Origin of the sequence: Variovorax xiamenensis (genome assembly GCF_050916385.1) — a bacterium.
Lineage (GTDB): Bacteria > Pseudomonadota > Gammaproteobacteria > Burkholderiales > Burkholderiaceae_C > Variovorax.
This window is the reverse complement of record NZ_CP139038.1, coordinates 1,281,298-1,296,317: the sequence shown is the minus strand read 5'-3', so window position 1 is coordinate 1,296,317 and position 15,020 is coordinate 1,281,298. Positions and strand designations below refer to the sequence as shown.

Annotated in this window: 12 protein-coding genes; 10 read left to right on the top strand and 2 right to left on the bottom strand. The window is 66.5% G+C overall.

Annotation, left to right across the window (positions count from 1 at the left end):
* Both SFB74_RS05605 and SFB74_RS05600 read left to right on the top strand, forming a co-directional pair.
* The gene (locus tag SFB74_RS05605; protein ID WP_432729778.1) at positions 1 to 897 is read left to right on the top strand and encodes an RNA ligase family protein; all 897 of its coding nucleotides are present in this window, start codon (positions 1 to 3) and stop codon (positions 895 to 897) included.
* Positions 894 to 2,033, top strand: a complete 1,140-nt coding sequence (locus SFB74_RS05600) for an AAA family ATPase (RefSeq protein ID WP_432729777.1) — start codon at positions 894 to 896, stop codon at positions 2,031 to 2,033. The genes SFB74_RS05605 and SFB74_RS05600 overlap by 4 nt, the downstream gene beginning before the upstream one ends.
* Positions 2,034 to 2,101: 68 nt before the next feature.
* Here the strand turns inward: SFB74_RS05600 and ffh are convergent, their stop codons facing one another.
* A complete protein-coding gene (ffh, locus tag SFB74_RS05595) occupies positions 2,102 to 3,490 on the bottom strand; it encodes a signal recognition particle protein (protein WP_432729776.1) in 1,389 nt (462 codons plus the stop codon).
* A gap of 115 nt (positions 3,491 to 3,605) precedes the next feature.
* Here ffh and SFB74_RS05590 point away from each other — a divergent pair, with 115 nt between their 5' ends.
* The 8 genes from SFB74_RS05590 (at position 3,606) to SFB74_RS05555 (ending at position 13,971) form a co-directional block, all read left to right on the top strand.
* Positions 3,606 to 4,421: a cytochrome C assembly family protein gene (locus tag SFB74_RS05590; RefSeq protein WP_432729775.1), complete on the top strand. Its 816-nt coding sequence runs from the start codon at positions 3,606 to 3,608 to the stop codon at positions 4,419 to 4,421.
* 1 nt (position 4,422) lies between these two features.
* Complete coding sequence (locus SFB74_RS05585; protein WP_432729774.1) at positions 4,423 to 4,686, top strand: PP0621 family protein; 264 nt, start codon at positions 4,423 to 4,425, stop codon at positions 4,684 to 4,686.
* Entirely contained in the window at positions 4,683 to 6,380 is a 1,698-nt protein-coding gene (locus SFB74_RS05580) for a two-component system sensor histidine kinase NtrB (protein ID WP_432729773.1), read from the top strand. The genes SFB74_RS05585 and SFB74_RS05580 overlap by 4 nt, the downstream gene beginning before the upstream one ends.
* Before the next feature lie 5 nt (positions 6,381 to 6,385).
* Positions 6,386 to 7,960 carry a sigma-54-dependent transcriptional regulator gene (locus SFB74_RS05575; protein ID WP_432729772.1) on the top strand — a complete coding sequence of 525 codons (1,575 nt, stop codon included), beginning with the start codon at positions 6,386 to 6,388 and terminating at the stop codon, positions 7,958 to 7,960.
* Positions 7,947 to 8,558 (top strand): 1,6-anhydro-N-acetylmuramyl-L-alanine amidase AmpD, encoded by a 612-nt coding sequence (gene ampD / locus SFB74_RS05570; RefSeq protein ID WP_432729771.1) that lies wholly within the window; start codon positions 7,947 to 7,949, stop codon positions 8,556 to 8,558. The genes SFB74_RS05575 and ampD overlap by 14 nt, the downstream gene beginning before the upstream one ends.
* Before the next feature lie 350 nt (positions 8,559 to 8,908).
* On the top strand, positions 8,909 to 11,827 hold the full coding sequence (locus SFB74_RS05565) for a ribonucleoside-diphosphate reductase subunit alpha (protein ID WP_432729770.1): 2,919 nt from the start codon (positions 8,909 to 8,911) through the stop codon (positions 11,825 to 11,827).
* Positions 11,828 to 12,017: 190 nt separating this feature from the next.
* Entirely contained in the window at positions 12,018 to 13,265 is a 1,248-nt protein-coding gene (locus SFB74_RS05560) for a ribonucleotide-diphosphate reductase subunit beta (RefSeq protein WP_432729768.1), read from the top strand.
* A gap of 196 nt (positions 13,266 to 13,461) precedes the next feature.
* A complete protein-coding gene (locus SFB74_RS05555; RefSeq protein WP_019656794.1) occupies positions 13,462 to 13,971 on the top strand; it encodes a histone H1-like DNA-binding protein in 510 nt (169 codons plus the stop codon).
* 106 nt (positions 13,972 to 14,077) lie between these two features.
* On the opposite strand, the gene SFB74_RS05550 is transcribed toward SFB74_RS05555, so the two are convergent.
* Positions 14,078 to 14,980, bottom strand: coding sequence for a carbohydrate kinase family protein (locus SFB74_RS05550; protein WP_432729767.1), 903 nt, complete (start codon positions 14,978 to 14,980; stop codon positions 14,078 to 14,080).
* Positions 14,981 to 15,020 lie beyond the last annotated feature (40 nt).

Sequence of the window (15,020 nt, the reverse complement as noted above, 5' to 3'; positions counted from 1 at the left end):
GTGTTTCCCCTCTCTTCTCTTTCATCGATCCCGCTGCTCAAGTACCCGCGTACTGCGCACCTGGAAGGCTCGCGTCTGCAAGCGGGCGACAGCGACGACGGCCAGACGCCGTTGACGGAACTGCACGGCATGCACGTCGTCATCGAGGAAAAGCTCGATGGCGCCAATGCAGCCGTGTCGTTCACCTCGGCGGGTGAACTGCTGCTGCAATCGCGCGGCCACTACCTTGCGGGCGGCGCCGGCGAGCGGCAGTTCAATCTCTTCAAGCACTGGGCCGCCGCCCATGAAGCTGCGCTGCTGGAGCGGCTCGAAGACCGCTACGTGATGTACGGCGAATGGTGCTTCGCCAAGCACAGCTGCTGGTACGACCGGCTGCCGGCCTTCTTCCTGGAGTTCGACATCTACGACCGGCAGTCGCAGTGCTTTCTCTCGACGCCGGCGCGGCACGCGCTGCTCGAAGGCGGCCCGGTACTGCCGGTGCCCGTGCTCTACGAAGGCGAGATGCCGCGCCACGCAAAGGCTCTGCGCTCGCTCGTGCGGCCTTCGCTGGCGCGCAGCGCGGACTGGAAGACGGCCTTCGAGCAGGCCGTGACGCAGGAAGGCCAGCCGCTCGATCTCGTGCGGCAGCAGACCGACCTGTCGGACCTCGCCGAGGGCCTGTACCTCAAGACCGAATCGGACGGCCAGGTGACAGGCCGCTACAAGTGGGTGCGCCCGGATTTCGTCCAGACCATCCTCGATTCGGGCTCGCATCACAGCCGCCGGCCGGTGCTGCCGAACCAGCTCGCACCGGGCGTGGATCTCTACGCGCCGACGCCGCAGGTGACATGGCAGGACCTGGGCCTGCGCACCTTGCGCAATCCCGCCGAACTGGCAAACCAAGGGAGGCAGCGATGACATACGACGATCTGCGCGCCTTGCTGCCAGCCCCCGGCAAGGGCACCGACTGGGCGCAATGCTGCGACCTGCTGCCGGCCCTGCTGCGCCTCGAGGAGACGCCGCAGGACCCGTACTACCACGCCGAAGGCAACGTCGGCATCCACACGCGCATGGTGCTCGACGCGCTCATGCAGGACGAGCACTACCAGCGCGCAGACGCCGACGGCCGCTTCATGCTGTTCATGGCCTGCCTGCTGCACGACATCGCCAAGCCCGACACCACGGTGATCGACGAAGCCAGCGGCCGCATCGGCCAGCCCGGCCATTCGCGCCGTGGCGCAGTCGACGTGCGCGTGCTGATGTGGAAGGCCCGCGTGCCTTTCGCGCTGCGCGAGGCGGTGTGCCGGATCATCGCGGTGCACCAGGTGCCCTTCCATGCCTTCGCCTCGCGCAAGGGCGTGCGGCCCGAGTGGCTGGTGCACAAGCTCTCGTGGGAGCTGAGCCTGCCCGACGTGTGCTGCGTGGCGCGCTGCGACATGCTGGGCCGCCACTACGAGAAGCGCGCGGACAGCATGGCCGACATCGCGCTCTTCGAGCAGCTGGCGCAGGAGGAAGGCTGCTGGAACGGCCCGAGAAAGATGGCCGACGCCCACACGCGCCTGGCCTACTTCCGCGGCGCCGACACCAGCCCCGACTACCCGCTGTTCCAGAACGCAGGATCGCAGGTGACGGTGATGTGCGGCCTGCCAGCCAGCGGCAAGAACCACTGGGTGGCGCAGCACCGCAAGGGCTGGCCGGTGGTGTCCTTCGACGATGCGCGCGCCGAACTGGGCCTGAAGCACGGCGAGAACGACGGGCTCGCTGCGCACCACGCGGTCGATCAAGCAAAGGCGCTGCTGCGCAGGCAGGAGCGCTTCGTCTGGAACGCGACGCACCTGAGCCAGCAGATGCGCACCAAGACGCTCGACCTGCTGTGGGCCTACCACGCGCACATCGAGCTGGTGTACCTCGAAGTACCGCACTCGGAGCTGATGCGCCGCAACCGCGAGCGCGACACCACGCTGTCGAACGCGGGCATCGAGCGCATGCTGCACCGCTGGGAGCTGCCCGCGCCGGTCGAGGCGCACGAGACGGTCTACGAAGTCGTGACCTGAAAGACGGAAGGCCCGCCGGTTCACACCGGCGGGCCTTCCTATATATATGTGTGCGAGGTGTCCGCTGCTCAGAACGGCAGCTTAGGCCCGCCGGGCCCACCCATTCCGCCCAGGCCCTTCATGCCGCCCATGCGCTTCATCATCTTCATGAGGCCACCGCCCTTCATCTTCTTCATCATGCCCTGCATCTGCTCGAACTCGTTGAGCAGGCGGTTCACTTCCTGGACCTGAACGCCTGCGCCGGCGGCGATGCGGCGCTTGCGCGTGGCCTTCAGCAGTTCGGGCTTGCGGCGTTCCAGCGGCGTCATGCTGTTGATGATGCCTTCCTTGCGGCGGATGTCGCGTTCGGCGCGGCTCAGGTCGGCTTCGCTGGCCTTGGCGGCCATCTGCGTGGGCAGCTTGTCCATCAGGCTGGAGAGGCCGCCCATCTGCTTCATCTGCTGCAGCTGGCCGAGGAAGTCGTTGAGGTCGAAGCCCGCGCCGCTCTTGACCTTGGCCGCGAGCTTCTGCGCCGCAGCCACGTCAACACCGGCCGTGACCTGCTCGACCAGCGCGACGATGTCGCCCATGCCCAGGATCCGGCCTGCGTGGCGCTCGGCATCGAACACTTCGAGGCCGTCGATCTTCTCGCTCACGCCCGCGAACTTGATCGGCACGCCCGTCACCTGGCGCACCGACAGCGCCGCGCCGCCGCGCGAATCGCCGTCGGTCTTGGTCAGGATGATGCCGGTCAGCGGCAGCGCTTCCTTGAAGGCCTTGGCGGTGTTGACCGCGTCCTGGCCCTGCATGGCGTCGACCACGAAGAGCGTTTCGACCGGGTCGAGCGCCGCGTGCAACTGCTTGATTTCGGCCATCAGCACTTCGTCGATGGCCAGGCGGCCGGCCGTGTCGACCAGCAGCACGTCGAAATAGTGGCGCTTGGCGTGGTCGAGCGCAGCGCGCGCGATGTCCAGCGGCTTCTGGTCGGGCGTGCTCGGGAACCACTCGGCGCCGGCCTGCTTCGTGACGGTCTTCAACTGCTCGATGGCGGCCGGACGGTACACGTCGCCCGACACGGTGAGCACCTTCTTCTTGCGCTTCTCGATCAGGTGCTTGGCGAGCTTGGCGGTGGTGGTGGTCTTGCCGGCGCCCTGCAGGCCAGCCATGAGGATCACCGCCGGCGGCTGGGCCGCGAGGTTGATGTCGGACACGCCCTCGCCCATGGTCGCGGCGAGTTCGCGATTGACGATACCGACCAGCGCCTGGCCCGGCTTGAGCGAGCCCAGCACTTCCTGGCCGAGCGCCTTTTCCTTCACGCGGGCGACGAAGTCGCGCACCACGGGCAGCGCCACGTCGGCTTCCAGCAGCGCCATGCGCACCTCGCGCAGCATGTCCTGCACGTTGCTTTCGGTGATGCGGGCCTGGCCGCTCATCGTCTTGACGAGGCGGGAGAACTTTTCTGTGAGGGCGGTGGCCATGAGGGGGATGCCTTGTTGCCCGCTGCGGCGCGGGCCGGATGAGAAGCCTGGGAGACGGGAAAGAACTTGAAGCCGGGCGCCGGGAACGCAAGAGTGAGACGCTAAACTCCGGCCGATGATTTTAGCGATCCCCTCCCCGCTCGGCGTGGCGCTGGGCATCGCCACAGCGGTTGCCTACGGTTTTGTCGCCGCCGCTGGCGCGAAATTCAGCCGCCAATCGACCCAGTGGGCACTCGGAATCGCATGGCTCCTGCATGCCGCCGTGCTCGCCCACGGCCTCATCGGCAGCGAGCCGCGCTTCGGTTTCGCGCCGGCGCTGTCGGTCACGGCGTGGCTGGTGCTCACCGTCTACGCGGTCGAAAGCCGCATGTATCCGCAGCTGAAGGTGCGGCGCGCGCTCGCCTGGCTGGGTGCGGCCGCCGTGCTGCTGGCCATCCTTTTCCCGGGCACGCCGTTGCACGTGACAGCCTCGCCGTGGCTGCCGCTGCACCTGGCGCTGGGCATCGCCTCGTACGGTCTCTTCGGCGCCGCCGTGGTGCATGCCTGGCTCATCACCCGCGCCGAAAAGCAGATCCGACTGGCCGCTGCCGCCGAGCCGCAGGGCGGCGTGCCGCTGCTCACGCTCGAGCGGCTCACCTTCCGTTTCGTCACCGCCGGCTTCGTGCTGCTGTCGGCCACGCTGCTGGCGGGCCTGCTGTTCAGCGAACAGCTGTACGGCTCCGCCGGCCGCGTCTGGAAATGGGACCACAAGACCATCTTCTCGGTGCTCGCGTGGATCACCTTCGCGATCCTGCTGATCGGCCGCGCACGCTTCGGCTGGCGCGGCCGCACCGCGCGCCGCGTGCTGTACGCCGGCTCGGTGCTGCTGCTGCTGGCCTACGTGGGCTCGCGCTTCGTGCTCGAAGTGGTGCTGGCACGCCCTCCCGTCTGAAATGAAATACCTCCTCGTCCTCGCGGTGCTCTGGATCGCGATCTGGCTCTGGCGCAAGAATCGGCGCGAAGAAATGCAGGACGCCATCCGCGAGCGCGCGGCCAAGGCGCAGCAACAACAGCAGCGCGCGGCGGCCGGCACGCCGCAGGCCATGGTGCGCTGCGCCCACTGCGGGCTGCACCTGCCGGCCACGGAAGCCATCGCCGGCCCCGGCGGTGCGGTCTACTGCAGCACCGCGCACCGCGAAGCCGCCACGCAACGATGAGCACCCCTCTCTGGTCGCGCGGCGAGCCGGTCACCGACTGGGACGTGCTCGACCAGAGCCCGGGCGAAAGCACGGCGCTGGGCCGGCTCTGGCGCGGCTTCATGGGCGCGCGCTGCTTCGTCGCGCTGGTGCTGATGCTGCTGCAGGGCGTGGCCTTCGCGATCGGGCAGACCATGCAGACGGCGGCCATCGCCACCTCGGCGCTGTACCTGGCCGCGACCTGGCTGGGCATGCGCTACTCGCGCTTCCAGCCGCCGATCCGCGGCTTCACGGCGCCGTGGCTGATGACCGTCGGCATCGACCTGGCGGCCTTCACCGCCTTGCAGGTGCTGCAGGGCGGCAACGTCAACTACACGCCGCTGTTCGCGCTGCCGGTGCTCATGAGCGCGGTGCTGGGCACCATGATCGTGAGCCTGGGCACCTCCGCCACCGTCACGCTGCTGCTGTTGACCGACGCCGGCTGGCACTGGCTGCAGCAGCCGGTCGACTCGTCGCCGCGCTTCGTGCAGGCGGCGCTCACCGGCACCGGCTTCTTCGTGGTGGCGCTGCTCGCCCATGAAATGGCCCGCCGGCTGGCGCGCGAGGAGGCCGTGTCGCAGCGCAACCGCAGCAGCGCGCAGATGCAGGCGCAGGTCAACGACCTGGTGATCGAGACGCTGAGCGAAGGCGTGCTGGTGATCGACGCCGAGGGCCTGGTGCATGCCGCCAACCCGGCGGCCGATGCCATCCTCGGCCAGGGCCTGGCCAGGCTGACGCTGCCCTTCCCGCTGCATGCGCAGCCCGCCTGGCACGCACTGGCGGCGCTGGCACGCCAGACCTTCGCGCGGCGCGCGCCGCAGACCGAGGAAATCCCGGTGGCGCAGGCGCGCGGCGCCGCACGCGAAGTGCGCGTGCGCACGCGGCTCACGCCCACCAGCGAGAAGCGCGCGGACAGCCTGTGCGTGATGTTCCTGCAGGACCTGCGCGAGCTCGAGGCCCGCATCCGCACCGAGAAGCTGGCGGCCATGGGCCGCATGTCGGCGGCGGTGGCGCACGAGATCCGCAATCCGCTGGCCGCCATCACGCAGGCCAGCGCGCTGCTCAACGAGGATCTGACCGACCCCGCCCACCGCAAGCTCACGAGCATGGTGCAGCACAACGCGCAGCGGCTCGCGCGCATCGTGGACGACGTGCTCGATGTCTCCCGCGCGCGCCAGCAGCGCGTGCTGTCGCTGGGCGAGCAGCTGGTGCTCGACCCCGCGGTGCAGGTGCTGGCCGAGGAATGGGTGCGCCAGACGCAGCGCAAGGGCGTGCTGGTGTCGCTCGATGCGCCGGCCAGCGAGGTGCGCTTCGACGCCGAGCACCTGCGGCGCCTGATCGTGAACCTGCTGGACAACGCCTCGCGCTATGCCGGCACACGCGAAGGCTCGATCCAGGTGCTGACCGCGCTGCAGCGCAGCGGCACCAGCCGCCCGAGCCTGATGGTGTGGAGCGACGGCGCGCCGCTCGAACCGGCGGTGCAGCGGCATCTGTTCGAGCCCTTCTTCTCTTCCGAAAGCCGCTCCAGCGGACTGGGTCTTTTCCTGTGCCGCGAGCTGTGCCGGCGGCACGGCGCCACCATCGGCTACGAGCGGCGCGCGCTGGTGCCGGGCGGACCGGAAGGCAACGAATTCTTCGTCAGCTTTGCACCCAGCGAAAACCGGCTGACACAATAGCGCCCGTGAGCACCTCCCCCTCTTCTTCCACCCAGCGGCCGGCGCAGATCCTGGTCATCGACGACGAGCCCGACCTGCGCACGCTGTACGAGCTGACGCTGCTGCGCGAGGGCTATCGCGTGGAGGCGGCGGGCAGCGTGTCGGAAGCCTGGCAACACCTGGAGGCTGGCCGCTTCGACGCGGTGATCACCGACATGCGGCTGCCCGACGGACAGGGCATGGAAATCATCCACCGCATCCAGAAGGACCAGCGCAGCGAGCGCTGCGTGGTGATGACGGCCTACGGCTCGGCCGAGAACGCGGTCGAAGCGCTGAAGGCCGGCGCCTTCGACTACCTCACGAAGCCGGTCGACCTGAAACAGTTCCGCGCGGTCGTGGCCTCCGCAGTGCAGGCGCGGACGGCGCCACAGCCGGTGGTCAAGTCCGCGCAGGCGGCGCCTGCGAACACCGGCAACGCGGCAAGCGAGGCAGCGCCGGTCACTTCCGGCACCGGCATCGCCGCGCTCGACCGCCTCGTGGGCGAATCGGAGCCGATGCGGCTCGTCAAGTCGCGCATCGCCAAGGTGGCACGCGGCATGGCACCGGTGCTGGTGCGGGGCGAATCGGGCACCGGCAAGGAACTGGTCGCGCGCGCGGTGCATGCCTGCAGCCAGCGCAGCGAAGGCCCCTTCGTCGCGGTGAACTGCGGCGCGATTCCCGAGAACCTGCTCGAGGCCGAGTTCTTCGGCGCGAAGAAGGGCTCGTACACCGGCTCGTCGCAAGATCGCGACGGCTACTTCCAGGCCGCACGCGGCGGCACGCTGTTTCTCGACGAGATCGGCGACCTGCCGCTGGCCATGCAGTCGAAGCTGCTGCGCGCGATCCAGGAGCGCAGCGTGCGCTCGATCGGCTCGACGCAGGAAGACGCCGTCGACGTGCGCATCGTCAGCGCCACCCATAAAGACCTGCACTCCGAAGTGCAGGCCGGCCGCTTCCGCCAGGATCTTTTCTACCGCCTCAACGTGATCGAGATCGCGGTGCCCGCGCTGCGCGACCGCCGCGAGGACCTTCCCGCACTGTGCAACGCGCTGCTCTCGCGCATCGCGCAGGACGGCGGACTGCCGGTGCCTCACCTGTCGGACGACCTGCTGCGCCGCCTCGCGCAGCATCCGCTGAACGGCAACGTGCGCGAGCTCGAGAACCTGCTGCACCGCGCGGTGGCGCTGAACGACGGCGACGAGCTGCACCTCGACCTGATGGGCGGCTTCACGGCCGCGGCCGAAGCCGCGGCATCCGCGCCGGCTCCGCTCTCGCCCGCTGCCGACGCGTCTGTCGTCGCGGCGGCTGCGCTGCCGATCGCCGCGCCGGTCGCGCCTCCAAAGGTCGCGCCCCCGCCTCTGCCCTCCGACCTGCAGGCCTATCTCGACCAGCAGGAGCGCGAGATCCTCGTGCGCGCGCTGCATGAAAGCGGCTTCAACCGCACCGCGGCCGCCGCGCGGCTCGGCATGAGCCTGCGCCAGATCCGCTATCGCATCGCGCGCCTGGGCATCACGACGCCCAACGGCGACGATGGCGCGAGCAGCAGCCATGTCGACGACTGAAGAAGCCCCCGCGGCGCCCGGCGACGCACTCTGGCAGGCCGGCTGGTACCGCTTCGCGAAAGCCCTGCCCTCGCCCAATTTCGGGCCGCGGCCGCAGGGCGCGCAGATCGATCTCATCGTGCTGCACTCGATCAGCCTGCCGCCCGGGGAGTACGGCGGCGACGCGGTGCAAGAGCTCTTCACCAACCAGCTGGACTGGGACGCGCACCCCTACTTCCAGTCGATACGCGGGCTGGAGGTTTCGTCGCATTTCTACGTGCGGCGCAACGGCGAGCTCTGGCAGTTCGTGAGCTGCGACGATCGCGCGTGGCATGCCGGCGTGTCGTCCTGGCGCGGCCGCGGCAACTGTAATGACGACTCCATCGGCATCGAGCTCGAGGGCCTGGAAGGCCAGCCCTTCGAGGAGCCGCAATACGAGACGCTGGCGAGCCTGTGCGCCGCCATCGCGCAGCACTTTCCGGTCGCGTACATCGCCGGCCACGAGCACATCGCACCGGGCCGCAAGCAGGACCCGGGGGCGGGATTCGACTGGCGCCTGCTGCGCGAGCAACTCGGCTGGAGGCCACAGATGTTTCCCGAGCAGGTGATCGGGCTCTAATTTTTTCAATCGCGCGACGCCCCGCGATGCGACGCTCTTGCGCCGCAGCAATGAGAGAATTTCAAACGCGCGATGCAGCAACCATGCGCCCTGCAGGCCCAAATCGCCCTGCAAGCCACGGCCCATGCGGGTTGCGGGACCATAGGCCAGTATTCATGGGGCATCTCTGCAGGTGTTCTATTGCGGAAGTAATACCGGCAATCCTTGTATCCGTTGGAAAACGCTACATCTAGTGGGTTGTATGCCCCATGCACCCTAGATATAGTGTCCTCCGTCCGGTCACACACACCGACGCGGTGCCCGGCCCAGGCGCCGCCATCCAACAAGAATTGCCAACCGAGAGGAAGCGAATGCAAACAGCCCTGAACCCCCAATCGACCCCGCGTGCCGTTCCCTCCACGCCGTCGCAACAGCAGCGAGACACTGCTGGCTCCCCCACCAGCCAGAACCTGGCCCACTACCAGATCATCCGCCGTAACGGCGCCGTCGTTCCCTTCGAGCCGAACAAGATCGCCATCGCGATGATGAAGGCCTTCCTGGCCGTGCACGGCACCCAGGGCGCGGCATCGGCCAGCGTGCGCGAGACGGTGGACGTGCTCACGCAGGGCGTGATCCGCGCACTGGTGCGTTCGCGTCCGGGCGGCGGCACCTTCCACATCGAGGACGTGCAGGACCAGGTCGAGCTCGGCCTGATGCGCGGCGGCCACCATGAGATCGCCCGCGCGTACGTGCTGTACCGCGAACGCCGCACGCAGGAGCGCTCGAAGCAGGGCGAGCAGGAAGTGCCGGCCGCTCCCGCGCTGCACGTGCTGGACAAGGGCGAGCTGGTCGCGCTCGACCTGAACGAACTCAAGAGCCTGATCGAGTCGGCCTGCGAAGGCCTGGGCGACAGCATCACGGCCGCCCCCATCGTCGCCGAGACGATGCGCAACCTGTACGACGGCGTGCCGCTCGACGAGGTCTACAAGGCCTCGATCCTGGCAGCCCGCACGCTGATCGAGAAAGACCCCGACTACACCTTCGCCACCGCGCGCCTGCTGCTGCACACGATCTTCAAGGAGATCATCGGCCGCGAAGTGATGCCCGCCGATCGCGCCACCGCGTATGCCGACTACTTCCCGCAGTTCATCAAGAAGGGCGTGGACAACGACCTGCTCGACGAGAAGCTGCTGCAGTACGACCTGCCCCGCCTGGGCGCGGCGCTGAAGGCCGAGCGCGACAACCAGTTCGACTACCTCGGTCTGCAGACCCTGTACGACCGCTACTTCCTGCACGTGCGCAAGACCCGCATCGAGCTGCCGCAGGCTTTCTTCATGCGCGTGGCCATGGGCCTGTCGCTGAATGAAATCGACCGCGAAGCCCGCGCCATCGAGTTCTACGAAGTGCTGTCGTCGTTCGACTTCATGTCGAGCACGCCGACGCTGTTCAACGCCGGCACGCTGCGCTCGCAGCTGTCGAGCTGCTACCTGACCACCGTGCCGGACGACCTGGATGGCATCTACGAGTCGATCAAGGAAAACGCGCTGCTGTCGAAGTTCGCCGGCGGCCTGGGCAACGACTGGACCCGTGTGCGCGCGCTCGGCAGCCACATCAAGGGCACGAACGGCGAATCGCAGGGCGTGGTGCCGTTCCTGAAGGTGGTGAACGACACGGCCGTGGCCGTGAACCAGGGCGGCAAGCGCAAGGGCGCCGTCTGCACTTACCTCGAAACCTGGCACCTCGACATCGAGGAGTTCCTGGAGCTGCGCAAGAACACCGGCGACGACCGCCGCCGCACGCACGACATGAACACCGCCAACTGGATCCCCGACCTGTTCATGCGCCGCGTGATGGAAAAGGGCACTTGGACGCTGTTCTCGCCCTCGAACGTGCCCGACCTGCACGACCTGTTCGGCGCCGAGTTCGAGAAGGCCTACGTCGCCTACGAAGAGAAGGCTGCCCGCGGCGAGATCAAGCCGAGCCGCACCATCCAGGCGACCGACCTGTGGCGCAAGATGCTCACGATGCTGTTCGAGACCGGCCACCCCTGGATCACGTTCAAGGACGCCTGCAACGTGCGCTCGCCGCAGCAGCACGCCGGTGTGGTGCACTCGTCGAACCTGTGCACCGAGATCACGCTGAACACCAGCGACACCGAGACCGCCGTGTGCAACCTGGGTTCGGTGAACCTGCTGCAGCACCTGAAGGACGGCAAGGTCGACCAGGAAAAGCTGAAGAAGACCGTGTCGACCGCGATGCGCATGCTCGACAACGTGATCGACATCAACTACTACGCCGTGAAGAAGGCGCGCGACTCGAACCTGCGCCACCGTCCGGTCGGCCTGGGCCTGATGGGCTTCCAGGACGCGCTGTACGAACTGCGCATTCCCTACGCCTCGCAGGAAGCCGTGCAGTTCGCCGACGAGTCGATGGAAGCCATCTGCTACCACGCCTACTGGGCCTCGACCGAGCTGGCCAAGGAACGCGGCAAGTACTCGAGCTACAAGGGCTCGCTGTGGGACAAGGGCGTGCTGCCGATCGACTCGCTCGACCTGCTCGAGAAGCAGCGCGGCGGCTACGTCGAGGTCGACCGCTCGGCCACCCTCGACTGGGACTCGCTGCGCTCGAAGATCAAGGCCGACGGCATGCGCAACTCGAACTGCGTGGCCATCGCCCCGACCGCGACCATCTCGAACATCATTGGCGTGGACGCCTCGATCGAGCCCTGCTTCGGCAACCTCTCGGTCAAGTCGAACCTGTCGGGCGAATTCACCGTGATCAACCACTACCTGGTGCGCGACCTGAAGCGCCTGGGCCTGTGGGACGACGTGATGGTCATGGACCTGAAGCACTTCGACGGCTCGCTGCGTCCCATCGACCGCGTGCCACAGGACGTGAAGGCGCTCTACGCCACCGCGTTCGAGATCGAGACCACCTGGCTGGTGGAAGCCGCCGCGCGTCGCCAGAAGTGGATCGACCAGGCGCAGTCGCTGAACATCTACATGGCCGGCGCATCGGGCAAGAAGCTCGACGACACCTACAAGCTGGCATGGCTGCGCGGCCTGAAGACCACCTACTACCTGCGCACGCAGAGCGCGACGCACGCCGAGAAGTCGACGGTGCAGTCGGGCCGCCTCAACGCAGTGTCGTCGGGCAGCGAAGCGCCCTCTTCCGGCATGAGCGCACTCGAAGCTGCCGCTGCTGCGGCGAAGGCTCAGATGAGCGCGATCCCCGCCACCGACATCGCGTTCTGCGGCGTGGACGATCCGACCTGCGAAGCGTGCCAATAACGCGTCGATGCTCGCGACTGTGAATCAGTGAGGTGCATGCGAAATCGCGCGACGTTCATTCAATCAAGGCATTGACTGACATCGCGCGATGCATGCGAGCAACATAACAACCACATAAATGGCGTGCGATGTGAACGAGCACTTTGCAACTCACATCGTTACTCCGATAATTTGAGCATTGGATTTTTCTATGTTGACCTGGGACGAAGAAGTCAAGCCCTCCTTACCAAAGGATATGCAACAAGGTTTGCAGCACCACAACGCATCGACCGGCGGCTTGCCCGCGGGCCGTTCGGTGGACGCTCCGACTTCGTCGATCGCGCAACCCGCCCTCCGCACATTCAGCACGCTCGATGACGGCGCTGCAGTGCGCCCGGTTGCAGCGGCAGCAGCAACGCCTGCCGCCACCACCCAATCCACCCAGCGCGTCAAGGCTTCCGACAAGCGCATCATCAACGGCCAGACCGACGTCAACCAGCTGGTGCCGTTCAAGTACAAGTGGGCGTGGGAGAAGTACCTCGCCACCTGCGCCAACCACTGGATGCCGCAGGAAGTGAACATGACGCGCGACATCGCGCTGTGGAAAGATCCGAACGGCCTGAGCGAAGACGAGCGCCGCATCGTCAAGCGCAATCTCGGCTTCTTCGTGACCGCCGACTCGCTGGCCGCCAACAACATCGTGCTGGGCACCTATCGCCACATCACGGCTCCCGAATGCCGCCAGTTCCTGCTGCGCCAGGCCTTCGAGGAAGCGATCCACACGCACGCGTACCAGTACATCGTCGAGTCGCTCGGCCTGGACGAGAGCGAGATCTTCAACGCCTACAACGAAGTGCCGTCGATCCGCGAGAAGGACCAGTTCCTGATCCCGTTCATCGACGCCATCAGCGACCCCAACTTCAAGACCGGCACCCACGAGACCGACCAGACGCTGCTCAAGTCGCTCATCGTGTTCGCCTGCCTGATGGAAGGCCTGTTCTTCTACGTCGGCTTCACGCAGATCCTCGCGCTGGGCCGCCAGAACAAGATGACCGGCGCCGCCGAGCAGTACCAGTACATCCTGCGCGACGAGTCGATGCACTGCAACTTCGGCATCGACCTGATCAACCAGCTCAAGCTCGAGAACCCCGGCCTCTGGACGGCGGAGTTCAAGGCGGAGATCAAGGCGCTCTTCATGCGCGCCGTCGAACTCGAATACAAATACGCCGAAGACACCATGCCCCGTGGCGTGCTCGGCATGAACGCCTCCATGTTCAAGGGCTACCTGCGCTACATCGCCAACCGGCGTGCACAGCAGATCGGCCTCGAAACGCTCTTCCCGAACGAAGAAAATCCGTTCCCGTGGATGAGCGAAATGATTGACCTGAAGAAAGAGCGCAATTTCTTCGAAACCCGCGTGATCGAATACCAGTCGGGTGGTGCGCTCTCCTGGGATTGAATCTTTCGAAAAGAATTAATGAATTCAAGAATTGCCCTTGCCACCGATCGCGCCGAAGAGCGCGGCATGGACGAGGGCTCAGGTGTTCATGGTGCTGGAGCAAAGATTCCAACACCATGAATCGCTTCACGTTACCCAACGTGCGTGGAGTGCTTCAATAGGTTGATTTTTTCAACTTGATCAAGGAGAAATAGAAATGGCAACTGCAAAGAAAGCTCCGGCTAAGAAAGCCGCTGCAAAGAAGGCTCCGGCTAAGAAGGCCGTCGCCGCCAAGAAGGCTCCTGCCAAGAAGGTAGCCGCCAAGAAGGCACCGGCCAAGAAGGTCGCTGCCAAGAAGGCTCCGGCAAAGAAGGTAGCAGCGAAGAAGGCAGCACCGGCGAAGAAGGCCGCTGCCAAGAAGGCTCCTGCCAAGAAGGCCGTAGCGAAGAAGGCGCCTGCGAAGAAGGCTGCTGCCAAGAAGGCCCCGGCGAAGAAGGCCGCTGCCAAGAAGGCGCCTGCGAAGAAGGCTGCTGCCAAGAAGGCCCCTGCCAAAAAGGCTGCGGCCAAGAAAGCCGCGAAAAAGCCTGCTGCCAAAAAGCCTGCTGCGAAGAAGGCTCCCAAGGCCGCTGCCCCTGCCAAGGCTGCCGCCGTAGCGCCTGCCCCTGCGGCGCAAACGACGCTGAATCCCCAGGCAGCATGGCCGTTCCCCACGGCCAGCAAGCCCTGAGTTTTCTCAGCGGCCTTGAAGGCAAAAAGCCCGGCACCTCACGGTGCCGGGCTTTTTTTATTCCCCCAATCGCCCGACCTTCGCCGGGCGCTTGCGGCAAGAAGGGTCAGAGGCCCAGCGCCTTGCGATCGATCTCGTAGTTCTGCGGGCCGCGCTGCGCGATCTTGATCGCGCCGACCTTGTTGCCCAGAGCCGCGCACTGCGCGAGCGGCCAGCCCTTTTCCAGGCCGAACAGCAGCGCGCCACGCCATGCGTCGCCGCAGCCCGTGGGCTCGACCACCTCGGTGGCCACGACGCCCGGCACGTGCTCGCGCTCGCCATCTGTCCAGATCTCGCAGCCCTCGGCCGCCAGCGTGACCACCAGGCCACGCACGCGCTTCGAGATCTCGGCCAGACTCCAGCCGGTGCGCTGCGACAGCATCTTTCCTTCGTAGTCGTTCACCACCACCCAGCTCGCCAGATCGACGAAATGCCGCAGCGCCTCGCCATCGAACATCGGCAGGCCCTGGCCAGGATCGAACACGAACGGGATGCCCGCGGCGGCGAACTGCTCGGCGTGCTGCAGCATCGCGTCGCGGCCGTCGGGCGCGATGATGCCGAGCTTGATGTCGTCGCGCGCAGCCACCTTGGTGATGTGCGCCTGCTGCATCGCGCCGGGGTGGAAGGCGGTGATCTGGTTGTTGTCGACGTCGCTCATGATCATCGCCTGCGCGGTGAAGGTGTCGTCGAGCTGGCGCACGAACTCCGTGCTGATGCCCAGCGAGCGCATGCGCTCGAGGTACGTCGCGCCATCGCTGCCGAGCGTGGCCATGGGCAGCGCCGCACCGCCCAGCGCATTGAGGCTGTAGGCGATGTTGCCCGCGCAGCCGCCGAAGTCGCGGCGTAGCGTCGGCACCAGGAAGGACACATTGAGGATGTGCAGCTGGTCGGGAAGAATCTGGTCGGCGAACCGGCCCTCGAAAGTCATGATGGTGTCGAATGCGAGGGAACCGCAAATCACTGCTGCCATGGTTAGCCGTTGGTTGTGTTGAGTGGTTGATGAAAGCGAG

What these genes read in the sequence shown, in the direction of transcription:
- SFB74_RS05585 (WP_432729774.1), top strand. Translation starts at nt 4,423, where the DNA reads ATGAAATACCTCCTCGTCCTCGCGGTGCTCTGGATCGCGATCTGGCTC.
- SFB74_RS05565 (WP_432729770.1), top strand. Translation starts at nt 8,909, where the DNA reads ATGCAAACAGCCCTGAACCCCCAATCGACCCCGCGTGCCGTTCCCTCC.
- SFB74_RS05590 (WP_432729775.1), top strand. Translation starts at nt 3,606, where the DNA reads ATGATTTTAGCGATCCCCTCCCCGCTCGGCGTGGCGCTGGGCATCGCC.
- ffh (WP_432729776.1), bottom strand. Translation starts at nt 3,490, where the DNA reads ATGGCCACCGCCCTCACAGAAAAGTTCTCCCGCCTCGTCAAGACGATG.
- SFB74_RS05550 (WP_432729767.1), bottom strand. Translation starts at nt 14,980, where the DNA reads ATGGCAGCAGTGATTTGCGGTTCCCTCGCATTCGACACCATCATGACT.
- SFB74_RS05555 (WP_019656794.1), top strand. Translation starts at nt 13,462, where the DNA reads ATGGCAACTGCAAAGAAAGCTCCGGCTAAGAAAGCCGCTGCAAAGAAG.
- SFB74_RS05560 (WP_432729768.1), top strand. Translation starts at nt 12,018, where the DNA reads ATGTTGACCTGGGACGAAGAAGTCAAGCCCTCCTTACCAAAGGATATG.
- ampD (WP_432729771.1), top strand. Translation starts at nt 7,947, where the DNA reads ATGTCGACGACTGAAGAAGCCCCCGCGGCGCCCGGCGACGCACTCTGG.
- SFB74_RS05580 (WP_432729773.1), top strand. Translation starts at nt 4,683, where the DNA reads ATGAGCACCCCTCTCTGGTCGCGCGGCGAGCCGGTCACCGACTGGGAC.
- SFB74_RS05600 (WP_432729777.1), top strand. Translation starts at nt 894, where the DNA reads ATGACATACGACGATCTGCGCGCCTTGCTGCCAGCCCCCGGCAAGGGC.